Consider the following 14,640-nt stretch of genomic DNA (forward strand, 5'->3'; position numbering starts at 1 on the left):
GTGCTAAGGCTGACTTCAACGGAAATATAACGAAAAATACCGCTGAATATTAACTAGCGGATTCAATTCTTTACCGTTTTCCAAATGTTGGGCGAGCTCATTTGCAAAAAATGGCGCCAGCGTAACACCCTTCGTGCCTAATCCATTGAAAATAGCAACATTATGGTATGCAGGATGCACACCGATCAACGGCCTGCGATCCCTTACAGACGGCCTGATGCCGGCCACTTCCGAGCGAATATGATAGGGTATTTTCAGCAGCGCACTGAGCTTTTCTTTCAGTTCAGCAGTGGCTTCTTCTGTGGGCTCCCAATCCAGCGGATCCCAGGAATAAGTGGCTCCTACCCGGCTTACTTTTTCAGCCACCGGAAACATGAAAATTCCCTGGTTCACAATGTAGTCTTGCAAGGCAACTTCCGTTTCAATTTCCAGGATTTGCCCTTTCACCGGCGTAAAAGGAAGCCAGTTGAAAAAGTCGTTTTCCAAAGCCTTGAATCCCTGACATAAAACCAGCTTTCCGAATGTCTTGTCTTTCCAAACTATCCCATCCGTTGAAACAGACAATGCATTGATATCGAATGCTTCATCAACAAGCATTCCGTATTCCAGAAAATAATTTTTGCTTTGATCCAATAACACAGGCAGGTCAATCCAGCCAGACCGGATCACTTCTAAACCGCCGTAGTCGGCATGAATATAATCGGATAAATCAGCGGAATCTCCGTCCTGCTTTATATAGGAAGCGATTTTCGGATCGGCTGTCTGGGCGAGATAAGTGTTTTGTTCGGCTATCGAGCGGAATGGTCGATAAATAGGTGCGGGATGCACAAATTTCTCACCAAATATTGCTTCAAGATAACCATAGAAGCCCTTTGCATAGGGAAAGAGGTCGTCCGCCAGCCAGGTTTTTACCAGCTTTTTACCGGTTAAAGGATTAAATATCCCCGCCGCAACTTTTGAGGAAGAAGGTGCTCGTGAATCGTTTACTATTAAGATCTTTTTACCAAGATCCAATAAATGCATGGCCAGCGAAGTGCCCGCAATGCCTTGCCCTACAATCAGATAGTCATAATCGTGCTCTTCCATATCAGGCCCGGCTCGCTCTTCGGCGAAGTGACAACCCGATCTGCTCATCGGCCAACCTGACAACCATTTCAACCTGCTCGTCCAGCGTCATCAGGGAATTATCGATGTAAACAGCATCTGCTGCTTGCCGCAGCGGACTTTCTGCACGGGTAGTATCAATGTGATCGCGCATTCTCAGGTTTTCGGCAATTTCCGGCAGTCCTATCAGCTCTCCTTTTTCGAGTAATTCAAGTTGCCTTCTTTGCGCGCGGATCAGCGGATCAGCGGTCATGAAAATCTTTAATTCCGCTTGCGGAAAAACGACGGTCCCGATGTCCCGGCCATCCATAACAATGCCTTTGGTTTTGCCCATGCGCTGTTGCTGCGCCACCAGCGCGTGCCTTACTTCCGCGATCGCACTCACATCGCTCACCTTTTCAGAAACATACATTTTGCGGATTTCATCTTCTACATTGAGCCCGTTCAGGTAAGTGTCGTTACGCCCCAGTTCGGCATGCCTGCGGAAGGAAATGTGAATGTTGCTCAGCGCTGTTTCAGTTTCTTTGGGATTGGTAAGGCTGACGTGATTTTGTATAAAATACAGTGTAACAGCCCGATACATAGCACCGGTGTCGATATAAGGGTAGTTCAGCTGCTTTGCAACCAGTTTCGCAGTTGTGCTTTTGCCACAGCTGGAATAGCCATCAATCGCAACAATTATTTTGGGCATATGGATGAATCTTGTATTTGCAAAAATAGAAGAAAGAATGGGCGGGAAGCCGCTTTTACGCAATTTTTTCCTCCGGTTGCTACATTATCCGCTGCATATCAGGCTTCTTCCAGCAGAAATATAACCAAACTTCTCGCGCCATGTGCACCTATGACGAGTGATTGCTCAATGTCAGCCGTTTTGGAAGGTCCGGAAATAAAACAACCCCAACCCGTCGTCTCGGTCAGGCGCTCATATGCGTCGTGCATGTTGTTCACAATCGCTTTTCGTGGAATAACAAAGGCCAGATTCTGCGTAATAAAAGGTAGAGCACGATGCGGCAAGTGCGCATCCGAAATCCAGATCGCACCATTTTCAGCCACACCAAATTCCGCTTGCAGGATTGCAATTTCAATCAGTTCCAATGCGTGCGGGTCCGGGTTATTGAGACTAAAATCGGCCCAGTTGCTCAATGCTGGAATGGTGGTTGCGCGGTTGACAACGGAAGCGTAAAGCTCGTCGGCCTTCCGTGCAAGCGCCGCTAAATCCTTCACCACGATTACTTCGGTGTAAATCGCGGTGAGCGTTTCTATGAACTTCTCTTCTGTATTTTCATATAAACTGTCAAAACGCGTGGTTTCCGGAAGCTGCGTTTCGGCTGGTTTATTCAGTTTTATTTGCTGCAATATTTTTTCCCGTGAGGTCATTGTATTATTCTTTTCGATTGCGGATATACCAGTCGCGGAAACTTTCCTTAGGCGGCTCGGGCATTTCGCGTTGTTTGAACCAGGGATTCATTCCATTATTCACTACAAAAGGGATTGTACGCATCAGGGAGCGCCCTAATCTGCCCGACCATTGATAAAACCTCGGCTGAGACAAAACCACAGACATGGCCTTAATGCCCAGTTCCTTCGCTTGCGGCACATGCCCGCCTTTTACCAAAACCTGCCGCCATTTATAGAGCTGATCATGAATGTCAATTTTAACAGGGCAAACATTGGAACAGCTGCCGCATAATGTGCTTGCAAAAGGCAGATCCGCATTCTTGGTCATATCCAGATTTGGCGCGAGGATCGATCCGATCGGGCCTGCAACGGCATTGTGGTAACTGTGCCCGCCGCTTCTGCGGTAAACCGGACAAGTGTTCATACACGCGCCGCAGCGAATGCATTTGAGTGAATTTCTGAAATCGGCGCGTCCTAATTGAGTCGTGCGGCCATTATCGACAATGATAATGTGCATTTCCTGACCTTCTCGTGGTTTTTTGAAATGGCTGCTGTAAGTGGTGATGGGCTGGCCGGTTGCACTTCTTGCCAAAAGCCTCAGAAAAACGGCGAGGTCTTTTTGTTTCGGGATTATTTTTTCAAAACCCATGCTGGCGATATGAATGTCGGCCAGATGTGCGCCCATATCCGCATTTCCTTCATTGGTGGAAACAACAAATCCGCCGGTTTCGGCGATGGCGAAGTTTACGCCCGTTAATGCTGCTCTTCTGGTCAAAAACTTGTCGCGCAAATGTTGCCGGGCAGCTTCTGTTAGATATTGCGGATCCGTGGCGCCGGCTTCTGTTCCTAAATGCTCGTGGAAAAGGTCGCCGATATCTTTCTTTTTCAAATGTATTGCGGGAAGCACAATGTGGCTCGGCGGCTCATTCCTTAACTGCACAATCCGCTCGCCCAGGTCCGTGTCGATGACCTCAATCCCGTTCTTAGACAAAAACTCGTTCATATGACATTCCTCGGTCAGCATGGACTTGCTTTTGACCATCTTGTCGATATTATTTTGCTTCAAAAGATTGAGGACGATCTCGTTATGCTCCGCAGCGTCCGCCGCCCAGTGAATGTGAATGCCGTTTTCTTTCGCTTTTTGTTCAAAAGAAATGAGCAGCTCATCCATATGCGACAGGACATAATTCTTAATGCCCGACGCCGTTTCCCGCAATTGCTCCCATTCCGGCAATAATTTCGAGGATTTATCCCTTTTCTGGCGCACAAACCAGAGCGTCTCATCATGCCAATCTACATAGGGCTCGTCCTTATTAAAAGTCTCCGAAGCCACCGAATGCTCAATTATCGCCTTAGACATAATTTGCTTAACAATTTGATAATAGTATTTTATAAAGAATAAGAATTGTACTTTTCACATTCATTGCACTATTCCAAGTTTGCTATTTGTTTAATAAACAACTTTTTACTTAACCCAAAAAAGCTATTTTATTGTAATGCAATATCTTATACTTTTGAATCACAAAGTTATTCGATCAGGGCATCGGAGTTTGAAACAAGTTTAGTTTAACTTTTTTTAGACACAATTAAATTTTCACTCTTATGAAAACTAAAAACACGCTTCTCATCGCAGCCTTGACTGGCTTGCTTTTATCAGGTTCAGCATTGACAGTTCATGCACAAACCGCCATCGCAACTGAAAAAACGGAAACAGTTTCTAACAAACTGACTGTTCTTCAGATCAAACCAATGCAATTCCGCGTTTCATATAATAATCCAGTTTCTAAAAATGTAGCAGTTCGCATTTTGGATACTGATAACAATGTTCTTTTTTCAGAAAACAGACGCGTTGACAACAGCTATTTGAAATATTTCGACTTATCGACTTTGATGGATGGAACTTACACATTCGAAATCACGGACGGTAAAGAGAAGGCTACACAATCGTTTGATATTCTGACTACAACGAGCCGCGTTGTTTCTTCTATCAACTAACAACAAAGCGCTTCTCAGATTCTGTGCCTCTTTGGCAAGCCTGCAAACCCTCCTTTGCGACGCGCCACCCATAAACTTTGTAAATGCCGGTTCCTATGCGGGGATCGGCATTTGTTTTTTTACGGCGCTGTTCAGAATCTCTGCGATATGCTTCACCTGCACATTGCTTTTGCTTCTTTTCAAAATTCCTTCCAAATGCAAAAGACAGCTCATATCCGAGCCCGTAATGTATTCGGCATGATGGCGAATGTGGTCCGAAACGCGGTCTTTACCCATTTTCACAGAAACCGCTTCTTCACTAACGCAAAAAGTACCGCCAAAACCACAGCATTCATCCGGCCTGTCCAGGTCAACCAATTCCAATCCTCTGACATTTTTCAAAAGTGAAACCGGTTTGGAAAACGGCGCCGCATTCAACTCGGACATTTGTGACAAATGCAGCCCGCGCTGGCCGTGACAACCCTGGTGCAAGCCCACACGGTGCGGAAATTCAGCTTCGATAAAATCAACTTTTAAAATATCGACGATAAACTCCACCAGCTCGTACACTTTCTTACGCAACACCTTGGACTCATCCGGTTTGTTTTCCACCTTCAAATGATCCTTAATGTGCAGCACACAGCTTCCAGACGGTGACACAACATAATCACAATCAGCGAATTGATTATAAAATAACCTGTCGCAATCCTTTGTCAAATGTTCGAAACCTGAGTTGGCCATTGGCTGCCCGCAGCAAGTCTGGCTCAACGGGAATGTTACATTACAGCCCAGTTTTTCAAGCAGTTCGAGCGTTGCTATGCCCACCTGCGGATAAAACTGATCGACATAGCAGGGGATAAACAATCCGATTTTCAAATCCGAGTGATTCATTTTTACCAAAATTCAATGGTGGCAAGTATGGGGTAGTGGTCCGAAACCTGTGGGTAATTCCTGATTACCTTGTAATTTCTGATCCTTACTTTATTATTCAGCAAAGCAAAAATATAGTCGAGCCGGTCGCCGGGCAGTCCCTCGTTCCAGGTTTCCAGCTGTGAACCCTGCGCGGCATCCTGCCAGTTCTTCCGGAAAGAAAAATAAGGCTGTTCATTCGGTCGCGCACCCATATCCATGCCCAATAGCACAGGCTGGATGCTGTTGACGAGCATTTGATTAATATAGGCTGCCTGCAAAGCCCTGTCCATAACCGAGGCGTACTCTAACCGCGCATTACAAAACCGGAATGTGAGTCCCCGGGCTGGTTTTACCAATCCACATAACAGCACTTTGGGATCCGCGCCTGCTGTTTTCGGCAGGTCAATGGTTTGTGTTTTTTCAAATTCCCAGGTGGATAAAATTCCTACGCCCTGCGAGCCGTTTTCAGACTTGTCCGCAACACCATATAAATAATGCATCCCCGTCTGAACGGCAATTTGCCGGAGCTGAAACTGCACTTTTCCATTACCAACCAGGCTATCAACCGCTTGCAGGGCGATCAGGTCCGGCTTATGTTCCTTGATAATTTTCAGGATATCCCTCAGGTTCGATTCCTCGCTCCGGTTCAGCCCATGGCGGATGTTAAAGCTCATCACTTTGATTTCCACAGGCTTGCGCGGCCGGGAAGAAAACAATGTGCAAGACAAACTGGCAATTAGTAACAGATAAATTAATTTACTCAAACCATTCAGAACGCTAAGTCACCAATCTTTCCTTCTTCTTTTTTATTTGAGGGCAAATATTTTATCCATTAACACCCATTTTTCGCCTGGTTTGGCGGATGGAAGGGCTTTTTGATACTTCCACATGAGCTGTTCCCATTCCTGGACCTGCGCATTGGCGGCGTCCATCCGGGCTTTATTTTCAAAACTAAAATCATCTTCCGTTTCCATGATCATGAAAAGGCGCTCCCCGATCCGGTAAATCTCCATTTGGGTGATCCCGGCATCCAGAATGCTTTTTTCAATTTCAGGCCTGGCTTTTTTGTGATATTGTTCATACTCGGCAATCATCACCGGATCATTCACCAGATCCACCGCAAGACAGTATTTTTTCATAAATCAAACATCAAGACTATAAAATTCCACTGCATTTTTACCCATCACTTTCTGCAATTCCGAATCTGAAAACATGCTCAGATAGTCGGTCAAAATGCCCTTTGCACCTTCATACTCAGCGGCAATGAGGCAGACCGGCCAGTCGGAACCATAGATTAATCTGTCCGTTCCGAATGCTTCGAAAACAACGTCCAGGTAAGGTCGGAAATCTGCTTTTTCCCAGTTTTTCCAATCGGCTTCGGTAACCATTCCGGACACTTTGCAGCTTACATTGGAAAGTTCTGCGAGCTCGCGAATGTCCGTTGCCCAGGGCTGCATTTCGCCGTTTTTGATCAAAGGTTTGGCAATGTGGTCCAGCACAAAATGCACATTAGGCAGCTTAACCGCGAAATTGAATGCTTCTTTCAACTGGTCCTGACGGATCAGAATGTCATAGGTAAAATCAAAAGCAACCAACTGACCAACGCCCTTAATGAATGCAGGTTGCAGCATAAATCCTTCCGCCTCACCTTGCACCACGTGCCTGAAACCCCTCAGCTTTTCAAATTGCGAATACTTTTCAAGCTGATCATATAAATCTTCCGCCTGCAAATCGACCCAACCCACCACGCCTTTGATAAAATCATTTGCCTCAGCAAGCTGCAACAGAAATTCCGTTTCCGACCGGGACTGCGAAGCCTGCACGGCCACGCAGCCATCCACGCGGTTTTCTTTCAAAACCGGTTGTAGATCTTCGGGCAGGAAATTCTTGCGGATTGCCTGCATCTCGGGCGTGATCCATGCATCGCGTTCAGCGTCAAAAACCCAGAAATGCTGGTGTGCGTCGATAACCATATTATAGTGGCTTCCAGGCGATTGCTTCCTGTTTTTGCGAACCTAATTTTTCAATCCCGAGCTCAACAACGTCACCGGCTTTCAGGTAAACCTGTGGCTTCATGCCCAAGCCCACGCCTGCTGGTGTTCCGGTTGTGATCATGTCGCCCGGCAGCAATGTCATGAACTGGCTCAGGTAACTGATCAGGAAGGGAACCTGGAAAATCATGTCCGAGGTGCTGCTATCCTGTATTTTTTTACCGTTCAATGTCAGCCAGAGTTCGAGGTCATTTGCATTGCCCACCTCGTCAGCTGTCACCAGGTAAGGCCCCAATGGTGCGAATGTGTCATTGCTTTTTCCCTTCACCCATTGTCCGCCACGCTCAATTTGGAACGCGCGTTCTGAATAGTCGTTATGGACTGCGTAACCCGCTACATAGCTTAGTGCATCTGCTTCTTCTACATAACTGGCTCTCTTGCCAATGATCACAGCCAGCTCCACTTCCCAGTCCGTTTTCTCCGAATTTCTTGGGATAATCACCTGGTCATTAGGCCCGCACAATGCAGAAGTTGATTTAAAAAATACGATCGGTTCCTTTGGCAATTCTGTCGCACCGGATTCGTAAGCGTGCTTGGCGTAGTTCATGCCTATACACACAATTTTAGACGGGCGAGCTACGCAAGAACCGTAACGGAAACCTTCCACAACCTCCTGGCAGCTTGATTGATTGGCACTTAGCCATTCTGTAAGGCGAGTTAAGCCGTCGGTTGCAAAAAACTTCTCATTGTAATCTTCACCAAATGCAGACACATCCAGTTTCGTACCATCGGGAAGTTCCACACCCGGTTTTTCCTGCTCAAAAGCACCAAATCGAAAAAGTTTCATAAGTTTTATACGGCTTGCAGCGGTTTGCTTTACGCCTTTTTTTAGTTATTTCTCAATGTTTCAAAAGCCTGTCAACAACAGTCGCTTAATTATTCAGCTTCTCAAATCCACCGTCAATCAGATAGTCGCAGCCCGTGACAAAACCGGCTTCGTCTGAGCAGAGATACAATGCCATTGCACCGATTTCCTCGGGCTTGGCCATTCTGCCAATAGGCTGTGTTTTGGAAAGTTTTTCGAACATTTCTTCTTCTTTGCCAGGATAATTTTTGGAAATAAATCCATCCACAAAAGGCGTGTGCACGCGCGCCGGCGAAATGCTGTTGCAGCGAATGCCATCCGCCAGATAGTCCCGGGCAACCGACAATGTCATGGAATAAACCGCCCCTTTGGCGGTAGAGTAAGCAAACCGGTCCGGAATGCCGACCGTGGCTGCAATCGATGCCATGTTCAGAATCACGCCGCCGCCATTGGCTTTCAAATGCGGAATAGTCGCCATGAGGCAATTGTAAACACCTTTCACATTGACATTAATAACGCGGTCAAAATCAATTTCAGCCGTGTTATCCGCCTTGCCTACATGCGCAATTCCGGCATTGTTAACCAGAATGTTGATCTTGTGATTGGTCGCGATGGCATTGATCACATTGACCACGTCGGCTTGTTTGGAGATATCAATGGCGTGTGCTTCCGCTCGACCGCCATCTGCAATGATCTGGTTTACAACCTGGTTGGCCAGATCAAAATTCAGTTCAAGAATATGGACAAATGCGCCCTGTTTCGCAAAAGTTTGAGAGATCGCCAGGCCAATGCCGCTCGCCCCCCCGGTTACCAATGCTGTTTTTCCGCTTAAATCAAACATGAAATTTTGAATGTTATTGAAACAAAAGGGCCTTTCCAGCGGCCTTTACTTGCATTATTTCTTCTGATCTGAATTTTTATCTATATTAAATTAATTCCAAAGGTCCCCGGGTTGAAACCCGGGGCAAATGATTTTGTTGATTATAGAGTCTGTTTTAAATTCTCATCAATCAGCATTGCCCTGGGCAAGTGATTTTATTAATTAAAGAGCCTTTCTAAATTCCATCAATCAGCATTGCCCCGGGCAATGATTTTATTAGTTATAAAGCCTTTCAAAATCCCCATCAATCAGCATTGCCCCGGGTTTCAACCCGGGGATCAAATGAGAATATTTTCAATCTCTGATTTTGTCATTCAATTAAGAAAAATTTAGAGAGAGACGCCGCGTTTCCAGGGGATGAAATCATCCTGGCCTAGTTGCTGTGCTTTGGTCAATTCTCCGCTGGCTACTCGGATAACATATTCTAGCAATGCTTCTGCGTTTTGTTCCAGGCTTTGCGCGCCGTCAACAACCGGTCCGCAATCAAAATCGATGACGTCGGGCATGCGGTTGGCTAATGTGGTGTTGGTTGCGACTTTGGCAACGGGGCAGATCGGGTTGCCGGTGGGCGTTCCTAATCCGGTTGTAAAAAGGATAATGTTGGCGCCTGCGGCTGTTTGCCCGGTGGTTGCTTCTACATCATTGCCTGGTGTGCATACGAGTTGCAAGCCTGATTCCGTGGCTCTTTCGGTGTAGTTTAGCACATCCGAAATATATGCATTACCGCCTTTGCGGGCTGCTCCGGCTGATTTTATGGCATCTGTAATGAGTCCGTCTTTGATATTTCCGGGTGATGGATTGAATGCGAACGCGGAACCGACTGCTTCTGCTTTGCCGGCGTAGTCGCGCATTAGTTTTTCAAATTTGGCGGCCTTCTCTTCGGTCACACAACGGTTAATGAGCTCTTGCTCAACACCATTGAGTTCGGGAAATTCTGCTAATAATGTCTGTCCGCCTAAGCCGACAACGATATCCGAAAGATGTCCTAAAACGGGGTTCGCAGAAATGCCTGAAAATCCATCTGAACCGCCGCATTTAAGGCCAACGGAAAGTTTGGACAGAGGCGCGTCGCTTCTTTCGAACTCATTGATCTTGGTAACACCCATGAAAGTTTCCTTAATCGCACCCGACATTAAGGAATATTCCGTGCCTTTCTGATGCTCAAATGCGAAGAACGGTTTATTGAAATTCGGATCGCGTTTTTTGATCTCGTCCTCCAATGTCTTCAACTCCGAATTCTGGCAACCCAGACTTAACACCGTAATGCCGGCCACATTAGGGTGAACTGCATAGGAAGCAAAAAGAGCACAAAGCGTGTTGGCGTCCGTTCTTGTGCCGCCACAGCCGCCTTCGTGGGTCAGGAATTTGATTCCGTCCACATTCTGGAACGGGCGTTCCGGTTTCTTTCTAACAGGTTCGCGCTCGGTGAATGCTTCCATACTTTTAATGGTTCGCAAGTCGCCGCTTTGATATAAATGCAGGAAATCCCTGACGTGTTCTCTATAAATATCGGTTTGCGCATAACCCAGCTCGCGCTCGAACGCATCCTTCATAATCAGCACATTGCGGTTCTCGCAAAATACCAATGGCACCACGAGCCAGTAATTATATGTACCTACGCGGCCGTCTTCCCGGTGATAACCTTTGAATGTTCTGTTTTGCCATTTGCTTACATCCGGCTGAACGTAAGAATAAGGCTGGCGATTGGCCGTGCTGTAATCCTGTGAATCGTGTTTGAGATTGAATGTCGTGATGGGCTCGCCCTTGCGGATGGGCTGCGATGCGCGTCCTACGAGCACGCCATACATGATGATAGCGCCACCGGTTTCAATGTCTTCCGTCACAAACTTATGCTTGGCAGAAACGCCGTAAGGCAGCGAATAATGACTGCCTGCCCAGGCCACGTCGGCATTCACGGGCAAGTCCCGCAATGCAACGATCACATTATCAGAAGGATGTATTTTTAAAAGCTGTGACGCCATAGTCAGTTTCAAATTGGTTTTGCTTCGCCGGGTATTTTAAATAGAATTTATCAACAAATGAACTGAAATATTTCAATACATTGATTCGCAATACTAGCAAAGTTTTCAACTATATTGGCATATATTTCCTCTTAATAGAATCTTTTTGTAATTATTAGTGAAACCGCAATTACTAAAAGTCCCTAAAGGCCTGCAAAAATCGTTTAGTATCCGCCGCGATGTGGTCCTCTACTTTTACAACCGCTGGCATTACCATCCCGAGCTCGAACTGATCCATATTGAGCAGGGTTCGGGCACGCAGTTTGTGGGTGACAACATTCAGAATTTCCAGAGTGGCGACCTCCTTTTGATCGGCCCTAACCTGCCCCATTACTGGCGCTGCGACGAGAAATATTTTCAGCGCGAAAGTCAGTTATATGCACAAGCCACCGTCGTGCATTTCTCGCTGGACTTGTTCGGTAATGCATTTTTGGAATTGCCTGAAAACAAGGCCATCCGTGAATTACTGCTCAAAGCAAAGTTTGGAATGAAACTATTGGGTGAAGAGACCGAAAATGTCAAGAAACTTTTGCAGGATCTATTGGATCAAAAAAGCGGGAATGCAGTGATTTCACTTTTGCAAATCCTTGAAAACCTCGCGCATTGCTCAGAAAAAAGAACATTATCCAACACACATTATCACGAAGAATACGATCAATACGACACGGACCGGATCAACCAGATCTATCAATATTCGATCAGTAATTTCCAAAAGAAGATTTCGATCGAAGAGATTTCGGAGATTGCAAACATTAGCCCCCATTCGTTTTGCCGTTATTTCAAAAGCCGCAGCCGCAAGACTTACTCGCAGTTTTTGCTGGAACTAAGGATCGGGCATGCATGCAAATTACTTTCAGAAACCAAGCTGCCTGTGGCGCAGATTTGCTATGAAAGCGGTTTCAACAATTTTGCCAATTTCAATAAATATTTCAAAATCCACACCGGCAAGAGTCCTTTGGCTTATCAAAAGGAATTCCGAAAAATTGCCGTTCACCTGCCTAACCTGGAAGTCGCATTATGAAAATTAACCTGGTCAATATTTTTGAAAAAACCATTTCAGAGGCAGAACTGCGCATTGCCGATGGAATCATTAAGGAAATCGACATTACCGGACCCGAAAATCCGTCTTTGCCTTACGCGCTGCCCGGCTTCACGGACGCGCACGTACATATAGAGAGCTCCATGCTAACGCCCGCACAATTTGCCCGCCTCGCGGTTGTGCACGGAACCATTGCCACGGTTTCGGACCCGCATGAAATCGGGAATGTGCTCGGCATAGCAGGAGTGGAATTCATGATTGAAGATGGCAAGCGTGTGCCGTTTAAATTCTGCTTCGGAGCGCCCTCGTGTGTTCCGGCGACGGTTTTTGAAACGGCCGGGGCTGTGATTGATGCGGAACAGGTTGGCCAGTTACTGGCAAAGGACGACATTGGTTACCTGGCCGAAGTCATGAATTTTCCGGGCGTGATCAATGAAGATCCGGATATGATGGCGAAGATCAACTGGGCAAAACATTATAATAAGGTTGTCGACGGCCACGCGCCCGGCCTGCGCGGGGAAGCGGCGCGCAAATATGCATCGCACGGCATAACCACTGACCATGAATGCTTTACCTATGACGAAGCCCGAGAAAAAATTGATTACGGCGTCAAAATACTGATCCGGGAAGGCAGCGCTGCCCGGAATTTCGCGGCATTAATTCCGCTGATCGATGAGTTTCCCGAACTGGTCATGTTCTGTTCGGACGACAAGCATCCGGATAACCTTGTGGCGGGGCATATTAATGTACTGGTAAAGAGGGCATTGTCGCTGGGTTATGACATTTGGAACATTCTGCAGGCGGCCTGCATCAATCCTGTGTTGCATTATAGTTTGAATGTTGGTTTGCTGAGATTAAATGATCCGGCCGATTTTATTTTGGTTGATAACCTGAGTGATCTTCATGTACAGGAAACCTGGATTGATGGGGTGCTTGTGGCCAAAGATTCAGTTTCGATGATCCCGGACCTGCGAAGCGCGCATCCCAACCGGTTTGTGTGCGCCCCAAAGACAGCTGCTGATTTTGTTCTAAAAAATGAAAAAAATTCTGAATCCCAGATAAGGGTCATTGAAGCATTAGAGGGTCAACTGATTACGAATGAAATCATTGCGAATGCAAAAGTGCAGGGCGATGCAATTATGGCTGATCCGGACAATGACATCCTGAAAGTCACCGTGATCAACCGCTATGAAAACGCGCTTCCGTCCATCGCATTTATTAAAAATTTCGGGTTGAAAAAAGGCGCTATCGCTTCGTCCGTTGCGCATGATTCACACAACATTATATGTGTGGGTTGCGACGATGAAAGTATAGCCATGGCCGTGAATATGATCATTGAAGCGAAGGGTGGAATTTCGGCGGCAGGGAATGGAAAAACGCAATTAATCGCGTTGCCGATCGCAGGAATTATGACGGATTCGGATGGCTATGAAGTGGCGGCGGCTTACACATTGCTCGACAATTTTGTGAAAGAGGAATTGATGTCATCGCTGCAATCTCCGTTCATGACGCTGTCATTTATGGCGCTGCTCGTGATACCACGTTTGAAATTGAGCGATAGAGGCCTTTTTGATGGTGAAAACTTCAATTTTGTTTCGGTAAGTCTTTAAACGGTGACATATTTAACGAAATAGTAACATTAACCTTTGAAATAGAATTTTCTGACGAAAATATTTTTTAAATACGTTTTTTTATAAATATATTTACAAGTGTAATAATGACCCTTATTACAAATATCAATTCCTAACCCCAATCAAAATCCTTTCCAAACAATGGCTCACCTACGCTACAAGCAAGAAGAAGAACTCTGTTTTTGGGATCAGTTCAGAAAAGGCGATGAAAATGCTTATGCATGCCTGTACCGCTCTTACGTTCACATTTTGTATCAGTATTGCTCACAGTTTACGATTGACAAACCACTGATTAAAGACTGCATTCACGACTTATTTGTTGAACTCTGGAAAAACCGAATGACGCTGGGTGACACCACTTCCGTTCGGTTTTATCTTATGGCGTCAATTAAAAGAAAGTTGGTTCGCCATTTGAACGCACAGCAGAAGCATACAAGCAACGAGGATATTCCGGTAGAATACTGGCATATCAACACGCCTTCTCATGAAAATCACCTGATTTCCGAAGAAGAATTTGAATCAACCAATCAGCATTTAAACGTAGCGATCAACGGGCTTCCACGCCGCCAGCGCGAAGCCATCTTTTTAAAATTTTACATGAATTTGAATAACCACGAAATCGCAGACCTGATGAAAATCAACATTCAGTCTGTTTATAACCTGGTTTTTGGTGCATTAGGCAATCTTAAAAAGCAAATGACGCTGGACAGACTGACCTTCTGACATTTCTTTATAAAATTATTATTGCAAAAAGCGTGGCGAACTAAGCCACGCTTTTTTTGTTAAATATTTACGATCATTAACAAACTGAAATAATACCATTTG

At 45.8% G+C, this 14,640-nt stretch carries 15 protein-coding genes; 4 read left to right on the forward strand and 11 right to left on the reverse strand.

The window, feature by feature from the left end:
- Window positions 1–15 precede the first annotated feature (15 nt).
- The 4 genes from LZG74_RS12675 to LZG74_RS12690 all read right to left on the reverse strand — a co-directional run bounded on the left by LZG74_RS12675 (window position 16) and on the right by LZG74_RS12690 (window position 3,862).
- Window positions 16–1,134, reverse strand: a complete 1,119-nt coding sequence (locus LZG74_RS12675; RefSeq protein ID WP_233796943.1) for an FAD-binding oxidoreductase — start codon at window positions 1,132–1,134, stop codon at window positions 16–18.
- Window positions 1,088–1,795, reverse strand: a complete 708-nt coding sequence (cmk, locus tag LZG74_RS12680) for a (d)CMP kinase (RefSeq protein ID WP_026631641.1) — start codon at window positions 1,793–1,795, stop codon at window positions 1,088–1,090. The genes LZG74_RS12675 and cmk overlap by 47 nt, the downstream gene beginning before the upstream one ends.
- A 98-nt stretch (window positions 1,796–1,893) precedes the next feature.
- Window positions 1,894–2,481, reverse strand: a complete 588-nt coding sequence (locus LZG74_RS12685) for an LUD domain-containing protein (protein ID WP_233796944.1) — start codon at window positions 2,479–2,481, stop codon at window positions 1,894–1,896.
- 4 nt (window positions 2,482–2,485) lie between these two features.
- Window positions 2,486–3,862 (reverse strand): lactate utilization protein B, encoded by a 1,377-nt coding sequence (locus tag LZG74_RS12690; protein WP_233796945.1) that lies wholly within the window; start codon window positions 3,860–3,862, stop codon window positions 2,486–2,488.
- Window positions 3,863–4,104: 242 nt separating this feature from the next.
- Between LZG74_RS12690 and LZG74_RS12695 the strand changes: the two genes are divergently transcribed.
- Entirely contained in the window at window positions 4,105–4,497 is a 393-nt protein-coding gene (locus LZG74_RS12695; protein ID WP_233796946.1) for a hypothetical protein, read from the forward strand.
- 93 nt (window positions 4,498–4,590) lie between these two features.
- Here LZG74_RS12695 and LZG74_RS12700 read toward each other — a convergent pair whose 3' ends face one another.
- From LZG74_RS12700 to LZG74_RS12730, 7 genes are all read right to left on the reverse strand, one after another.
- Window positions 4,591–5,367, reverse strand: coding sequence for a (Fe-S)-binding protein (locus LZG74_RS12700; protein WP_026631645.1), 777 nt, complete (start codon window positions 5,365–5,367; stop codon window positions 4,591–4,593).
- Window positions 5,368–5,369: 2 nt separating this feature from the next.
- Complete coding sequence (locus LZG74_RS12705) at window positions 5,370–6,152, reverse strand: endonuclease/exonuclease/phosphatase family protein (RefSeq protein ID WP_233796947.1); 783 nt, start codon at window positions 6,150–6,152, stop codon at window positions 5,370–5,372.
- Window positions 6,153–6,194: 42 nt separating this feature from the next.
- Window positions 6,195–6,527, reverse strand: a complete 333-nt coding sequence (locus LZG74_RS12710; RefSeq protein WP_233796948.1) for an L-rhamnose mutarotase — start codon at window positions 6,525–6,527, stop codon at window positions 6,195–6,197.
- Window positions 6,528–6,530: 3 nt separating this feature from the next.
- On the reverse strand, window positions 6,531–7,361 hold the full coding sequence (locus LZG74_RS12715) for an amidohydrolase (RefSeq protein ID WP_233796949.1): 831 nt from the start codon (window positions 7,359–7,361) through the stop codon (window positions 6,531–6,533).
- 1 nt (window position 7,362) lies between these two features.
- Window positions 7,363–8,226 carry a fumarylacetoacetate hydrolase family protein gene (locus LZG74_RS12720; protein WP_233796950.1) on the reverse strand — a complete coding sequence of 288 codons (864 nt, stop codon included), beginning with the start codon at window positions 8,224–8,226 and terminating at the stop codon, window positions 7,363–7,365.
- 85 nt (window positions 8,227–8,311) lie between these two features.
- Window positions 8,312–9,085 carry an SDR family NAD(P)-dependent oxidoreductase gene (locus LZG74_RS12725; RefSeq protein ID WP_233796951.1) on the reverse strand — a complete coding sequence of 258 codons (774 nt, stop codon included), beginning with the start codon at window positions 9,083–9,085 and terminating at the stop codon, window positions 8,312–8,314.
- 368 nt (window positions 9,086–9,453) lie between these two features.
- On the reverse strand, window positions 9,454–11,106 hold the full coding sequence (locus LZG74_RS12730) for a UxaA family hydrolase (protein ID WP_233796952.1): 1,653 nt from the start codon (window positions 11,104–11,106) through the stop codon (window positions 9,454–9,456).
- A gap of 157 nt (window positions 11,107–11,263) precedes the next feature.
- On the opposite strand from LZG74_RS12730, the gene LZG74_RS12735 reads away from it, so the two are divergent.
- The 3 genes from LZG74_RS12735 (at window position 11,264) to LZG74_RS12745 (ending at window position 14,538) form a co-directional block, all read left to right on the forward strand.
- A complete protein-coding gene (locus tag LZG74_RS12735; RefSeq protein WP_233796953.1) occupies window positions 11,264–12,166 on the forward strand; it encodes an AraC family transcriptional regulator in 903 nt (300 codons plus the stop codon).
- Window positions 12,163–13,794 (forward strand): adenine deaminase, encoded by a 1,632-nt coding sequence (ade, locus tag LZG74_RS12740; protein WP_233796954.1) that lies wholly within the window; start codon window positions 12,163–12,165, stop codon window positions 13,792–13,794. The genes LZG74_RS12735 and ade overlap by 4 nt, the downstream gene beginning before the upstream one ends.
- A gap of 162 nt (window positions 13,795–13,956) precedes the next feature.
- Complete coding sequence (locus LZG74_RS12745) at window positions 13,957–14,538, forward strand: RNA polymerase sigma factor (RefSeq protein WP_026631654.1); 582 nt, start codon at window positions 13,957–13,959, stop codon at window positions 14,536–14,538.
- Window positions 14,539–14,640: the final 102 nt, after the last annotated feature.

It is taken from the genome of Dyadobacter sp. CY327 (assembly GCF_021390415.1).
In the GTDB taxonomy this organism is placed as follows: domain Bacteria; phylum Bacteroidota; class Bacteroidia; order Cytophagales; family Spirosomataceae; genus Dyadobacter; species Dyadobacter chenhuakuii.

Coding starts and splice junctions, on each gene's coding strand:
- LZG74_RS12675 (WP_233796943.1), bottom strand. CDS start 1,134: ATGAGCAGATCGGGTTGTCACTTCGCCGAAGAGCGAGCCGGGCCTGAT.
- cmk (WP_026631641.1), bottom strand. CDS start 1,795: ATGCCCAAAATAATTGTTGCGATTGATGGCTATTCCAGCTGTGGCAAA.
- LZG74_RS12685 (WP_233796944.1), bottom strand. CDS start 2,481: ATGACCTCACGGGAAAAAATATTGCAGCAAATAAAACTGAATAAACCA.
- LZG74_RS12690 (WP_233796945.1), bottom strand. CDS start 3,862: ATGTCTAAGGCGATAATTGAGCATTCGGTGGCTTCGGAGACTTTTAAT.
- LZG74_RS12695 (WP_233796946.1), top strand. CDS start 4,105: ATGAAAACTAAAAACACGCTTCTCATCGCAGCCTTGACTGGCTTGCTT.
- LZG74_RS12700 (WP_026631645.1), bottom strand. CDS start 5,367: ATGAATCACTCGGATTTGAAAATCGGATTGTTTATCCCCTGCTATGTC.
- LZG74_RS12710 (WP_233796948.1), bottom strand. CDS start 6,527: ATGAAAAAATACTGTCTTGCGGTGGATCTGGTGAATGATCCGGTGATG.
- LZG74_RS12715 (WP_233796949.1), bottom strand. CDS start 7,361: ATGGTTATCGACGCACACCAGCATTTCTGGGTTTTTGACGCTGAACGC.
- LZG74_RS12720 (WP_233796950.1), bottom strand. CDS start 8,226: ATGAAACTTTTTCGATTTGGTGCTTTTGAGCAGGAAAAACCGGGTGTG.
- LZG74_RS12725 (WP_233796951.1), bottom strand. CDS start 9,085: ATGTTTGATTTAAGCGGAAAAACAGCATTGGTAACCGGGGGGGCGAGC.
- LZG74_RS12730 (WP_233796952.1), bottom strand. CDS start 11,106: ATGGCGTCACAGCTTTTAAAAATACATCCTTCTGATAATGTGATCGTT.
- ade (WP_233796954.1), top strand. CDS start 12,163: ATGAAAATTAACCTGGTCAATATTTTTGAAAAAACCATTTCAGAGGCA.
- LZG74_RS12745 (WP_026631654.1), top strand. CDS start 13,957: ATGGCTCACCTACGCTACAAGCAAGAAGAAGAACTCTGTTTTTGGGAT.